This is a genomic window from Ruegeria sp. CDSB117 (assembly GCF_059611005.1).
The window spans coordinates 1-5057 of record NZ_JBXWOS010000061.1 but is presented as its reverse complement, the minus strand read 5'-3'; the positions used below and the strand labels follow the sequence as shown (position 1 = coordinate 5057).

7 protein-coding genes are annotated in these 5057 nt (G+C 51.2%); 1 reads left to right on the top strand and 6 read right to left on the bottom strand.

Annotation, left to right across the window (positions count from 1 at the left end):
• Positions 1–573: 573 nt before the first annotated feature.
• Positions 574–1938: an alpha/beta fold hydrolase gene (locus AC2FJC_RS23725; RefSeq protein ID WP_496742174.1), complete on the top strand. Its 1365-nt coding sequence runs from the start codon at positions 574–576 to the stop codon at positions 1936–1938.
• A 360-nt stretch (positions 1939–2298) separates the two neighbouring features.
• Here the strand turns inward: AC2FJC_RS23725 and AC2FJC_RS23720 are convergent, their stop codons facing one another.
• The 6 genes from AC2FJC_RS23720 to AC2FJC_RS23695 form a co-directional block, all read right to left on the bottom strand.
• Positions 2299–2895, bottom strand: a complete 597-nt coding sequence (locus tag AC2FJC_RS23720) for a hypothetical protein (RefSeq protein ID WP_496742172.1) — start codon at positions 2893–2895, stop codon at positions 2299–2301.
• Positions 2896–2899: 4 nt separating this feature from the next.
• On the bottom strand, positions 2900–3088 hold the full coding sequence (locus tag AC2FJC_RS23715) for a hypothetical protein (protein ID WP_170495135.1): 189 nt from the start codon (positions 3086–3088) through the stop codon (positions 2900–2902).
• 2 nt (positions 3089–3090) lie between these two features.
• The gene (locus tag AC2FJC_RS23710) at positions 3091–3402 is read right to left on the bottom strand and encodes a hypothetical protein (RefSeq protein ID WP_496742170.1); all 312 of its coding nucleotides are present in this window, start codon (positions 3400–3402) and stop codon (positions 3091–3093) included.
• Between the two features lie 144 nt (positions 3403–3546).
• Positions 3547–3711 carry a hypothetical protein gene (locus AC2FJC_RS23705; protein ID WP_496742168.1) on the bottom strand — a complete coding sequence of 55 codons (165 nt, stop codon included), beginning with the start codon at positions 3709–3711 and terminating at the stop codon, positions 3547–3549.
• Positions 3704–4711, bottom strand: a complete 1008-nt coding sequence (locus tag AC2FJC_RS23700) for a hypothetical protein (protein WP_496742166.1) — start codon at positions 4709–4711, stop codon at positions 3704–3706. The genes AC2FJC_RS23705 and AC2FJC_RS23700 overlap by 8 nt, the downstream gene beginning before the upstream one ends.
• 53 nt (positions 4712–4764) lie before the next feature.
• Positions 4765–4965: a hypothetical protein gene (locus tag AC2FJC_RS23695; RefSeq protein ID WP_496742164.1), complete on the bottom strand. Its 201-nt coding sequence runs from the start codon at positions 4963–4965 to the stop codon at positions 4765–4767.
• Positions 4966–5057: the final 92 nt, after the last annotated feature.

Genomic DNA, 5057 nt, shown 5'->3' with positions numbered 1-5057 from the left:
ATCTATACTCCAACCACACCCGAAGAGCTGGATGTCGTCATCGATCTGGTTGAAAGCTCGTACACCTTCATCACCGGAAACACCTTGGACTAAGCTCGAATTGCGCGAAAGTGTGCGGGGACGCCTGCTTCCTGTCAGAGAGCAGTTTCAGCCACCTTGTTTCTCGCGGTCAATTTTTTTCTAATATTGTCGCCGCGGCGAAGCGCTCGATACCTTCAAGCAATTCGCACTAATGGTAGCTAGAGTCCGCTAATTAGAATTTGCAAAGCTCAGAGTCGAATTTCCGCTTCGGGCTGCCATCGGTCACAGATGAGAAGAACTACGGACTGATACCATTAGATTGGATATTTCGAAGTGAACCTTCGTTAGCGACGTGAAATGCGTTAATCATTCACCTTAATTCTAGGTTTCGCCAGCCAATAAGACGTTTTGCTCGGCTGTGTGTTTCAGCGCAAGTTTGGGAACTTGCAGGCCTAGCAAAATGCCCAGGCACAAGTTTTGGTCACAAAAATCTATTCGTCTGTTAATTTTGGTTCAGAGGAATTGGTTTAGCTAAAAGGATCACATCGACTGATGAAGCGGAAAATTGCTGCGATCCTAAGCCTCGATGTCGTCGATTATACCAAGCGCATGTCAGAGGATGCTGAGACCACGCTGAACACTCTACAACGCATTTTGGACGATGTGATCAGACCGTTGGTCCATGAAAACAAAGGACGAATATTCAAGCTGATGGGAGATGGTGCTTTGGTTGAGTTTGTTGCAGCCACAGACGCAATTAATGCTGCCAGCCAGATTTTCAATCAGATGAAAGATGAAGACGTAACACTTCGAGGAGGTCTCCACGTTGGCGACGTAATGCCAAATGGCACAGACTTGTTCGGAGAGGCCGTGAATGTTGCGTCGCGCCTTCAGTCCAGCGCGCATATTGGAAGTTGTCTCGTCAGCAAGACAGCTGCTGAAGTTGCGGGAACTTCGCTGGCGGTTGCTTTGCGACCAGAAAGCTCGATACGGTTGAAGGGAATTCCAAATCCAGTGGAAGCCTACTCTATTGATTTAGATGGTGACAAAAGACGTGCAAAGAACAAGCTGCTGGCTAGCTCTCAAGACGTCCGCTTTGCAAAATCAAAAGACGGTACAACGCTTGCCTGGACATCCACTGGAAGTGGTAGAAAGTTACTGGTCACACCAAACTGGCTTAGGCATCTGGAATACGATTGGACGATGAACACCATCGCCGGGTGGTTGCCGCTGCTTTCTGAAAATCACTGCCTTTATCGGTTTGATGGTAGAAACAATGGTTTGTCCCAGAGGGGCGTGCAGGATGTATCTCTAAATCGCATCGTCGAAGATGTTGAGGCCGTACTGGACGCAGCTGGGATCGAAAAAGTGCCATTGTTTGGCATTTCTTTTGGGGCAACCATTGCCGCGGCTTTTGCCGCACACAATCCTGACCGTGTTTCGGGGTTGGTTCTACTTGGCGGATTCGCACAAGGACTTGCGGTTCGTTCACAGCCCGGCATTGCCGCGCTTGGGCAAGCTATGATGGATATGAGCCTCGAAGGCTGGAACGATGAATATCCTTCTGCAAGAGACTTGATGGCCCAGTCATTTGCTCCAACTGCAAGCCCGCATGACCAGCGCGCTTATGCAGAGTTTATGAAAGTGGCAATGGACCATCAGGATTGGCTCAAGATTGGACCGCTGGTCGCTGAAGTCGACGTAACCGACCTGCTTCCGCAGATCACCTGCCCAGCTTTAGTCATGCACGCTAATCGAGACAGGATGCACAGTGTTGAACAAGGTAGGATATTCGCCTCCGGCATCGAGAATGCACGCTTCATTGGCATTGAGACGGCAAACAACACAATGCCAGAGTATGATCCTGCTTGGCCTAAAACCCTGGTGGAAATAGAGCGTTTTTTGAATTCAATTTGAGCAGTGTACGTTGTTCTTCGCCAAAACTTTATTGTTCGAAGGTAAGAGGATGCCGTGCGCCCTTCGATTTTCGATACTGGAATTTAAAAACTCTAGGCTTCTCGTCATCGACCGCTTTGTCCTGATCTCGGAAATTGCAAAGTCTTGTTGCGAATGTCCGGTTTGGGCTGGTTGCGATCAACCATGCTTATCGTAAAGACTGGTAGTACATGGTTCCGCAGAGCAGTGTTGGGGAAATACTTATCCGGGACGCTTTGGTCCTAGCAGGAGAGGCGCTTAGAAGAAGCGCGCACTACTACAACGACAGTCGCCATAGACTTCTTATGTTAAACTTTGGGTAATGGCGGTAGGTAAGCTGTACTAGCCGTCTGGGTCTGTATCGAGTTTGCCCCAGAGATCATCAACCAGATCTGAGAAGCCATCATTCGAGGCCTCCTTGGGCAGTAGACCAGCTCTTCGCCGGCATTCGACCTCGGCCATTAGTTCCTCCTCTGTTGCTGTCTCAACCACATCACATCGAAGAGCTTCAATCTCGTCCGCTGTCCACGACTCAAATTTGTCAGCGTAGAAGCCCAGGGAATACGGTTCGTCATCAGAAATCTGCTTGATCACAGCATTCCAATCTTCGCTCTGGTTCGATTCCTTTTCGACCCTCTCATCTAGTTCGCGGACAGACTTGCGGATCATCGGCGGCAGCTCTGCCTCAACGCTTTCTTCGCCCGCGCCAATCCCCGCAAGCCAAAGGTCTGCGATCTTGCGGACGAGCGCCCAGGCCGTCTGATTTCGAGGGTGGCCTTTAATCCGGCCGCCAAGGCCTTTTTCCTGAATGCCCAGCTGTTCAGCGGCCCGTTCGTTCATTCGAATATTGTAATCAGACACGTCCGCGAGCTCTGAATCGTTCTCAGCTACAGCTCGAGCGACTTCTTGATCACCGACGTAAACAACCACCTTCAACATCCCGCTAGCCCTTCCTTCGCAGGTTCATCACCCGGTCCAGGTGGCTGTAGTCCAGATCTCGCATGATCTTCTTCACTCGCTCTGGATCGACTTCGCGATCTTTTCCAGCAGTGTGGACGATGTGTCTGACGTAGATCGTCAAAGCGACAATGATCACGGCGGATAAGATCAAGCTGAAATGCTCGGGCCCCATCACTAAGTCTTCTTCCTTGGGTGTTCGTTCCCGAGGTCGTCGAACACGTTGCCGCTACCATCAGTGATCTCAACATCATCGTCGTCAGTCACTAGATCCCAGGTGTTCTCTTTGACCCATTCATCCCGCCTTTTGGGCGCGTCGGCCGGACGCTGTGCAAAATCGGCGATTTGCTCGAAAATCATTTTGCGCAATGCAAGCCAGACCTCCGGACCCTCTTTGCGACGAGCTTGCAACTCTGCGATCAAGTCACTTAGAGGAACATCCTTTAACGGGCGCCCGAAGATCTCTTCTTCTGAAAAATCATCTGTCATCGCTCAACATCCTCGACACTGATCGTCAAGACTAAGATCTTGTTTGGTTTTACAGTGATCTGTTTTCCTTCAATCTCTCGAAGTTGGCCGTTCACCAAAGTCTCGCAGATTACGAAAATTGGGATTTCCTCTTCTGCAGTCTCGTCACTCATCTGACTTACACTTCGGATCAGGCACCTTTCGCGACCGGATCTCATCCGAGGTAATCGGCTTGGTAAGTTTTGCTCGACCGGCCGCAATTTCAGCCTCCCGAAGCCTAAGCAAACGCAAGGTTTGTTCATCCAGCTCAACGTCGTCATCATCACCCATCAGACTTCTCCCGAGTACAGTAACAGTGAGAACAGAGCACTTGAGACCTGTCGGCTGTCCGAGCGATGTCACCAACGTGGCCCCACTCTTCACACGTCACACCGCATCGAAATTCCATACAGTCAGCGTACTCCTGGATGAGATCGTGGTATCGACTGAAACCGATGAAAATCTGGCCATCCTGGCCTTTCTTAATATCCGAGATCTGAATAGTTCCAGGGTCCAGTGCCCTGAAATCCTGACTGAAGGAAAGCTTGTGGAGTGCTTGCGAAATCATGGCGAGCCAGCCCTCTCCGACAGCAGGAACAAGAGATGCGCAATCTGGAGAAACGAGGTCTGGATAGTTTTCCACAATGTCTAGCCTAAGGCTGTCGGGCCAGGATTCTTCGGCGCCCTCAAATCGCCGCCGCAGAGCATCATTGTAGCACCAGCTGCAAAGCGTCGTCACAAACTCAAGGATGTTCTGGCGTTGGGCAGAATTAGAACAACCTTCACAGGTTTGCTCAATCTGATCGACACGCCATTGAATCTCTTCACTCGCAGCCTGGTTGCAGCCCGGGCGCTCATAGACGCGCAAGCCTCCCCATTTCTGTTTGATCTGAACGATGGACGGGTGTTCATCACCAAACAGGTCGGGCTGCTCGTCGATCAACCTCTTCACTTTCTCAAGTGCAAGCGTAAGCTGCTCCGCCCACCCGGCACGATACTCACCAAGCTGCTTGAAGACGCTTCCATGAATATCATTCCAGCCGACAATACTGCTCATCACTGACCGCCGGGCCCGCGCCTCTTTGAGATCGTGTGAAACCTCCGCCATAGCAGTCATCATACGGTCGACCACTTCGCGGTCATCACACTCGACATGCAGAACCTCGGTCGACCATGTAACGTCAGAGACGTGCGGAGCTGGGTAGTTGTGCGCCATCACCAAACGCATCTCCTCGGCGTACCAGGCGTCAAATGAGCGGAGATCATCTGGCGCTCCATGGTCCTCGATCACACCTCGGACCTTTTCCCGGAATTCCTTCCAGCTCTTTCGACATCATCCATCAGTCACATTCTCCAGAACTTGGTCTTGTTGAGATGGAAGACCCCTCCCGGGATATGGCAAAGGGCAATCGGCGGGACATGACCGGTGGCCCGCGAGCCCGTATTCATGAGCTTCCGGGCGTAGTCCTCATCATCGTAGTCTTCCATAATCTTATTGAAGTTCACTTGTTGTTCGGCGGTCATCACCAGTTCTGCTTCACGCACGCGGGGCACCGATTACGGTCATCCGTTCGGTCGATCTGACCGAAATATCCACAAATTGAGCAGGTCAACCTGTCCCGAACGGGCTTCTTTCG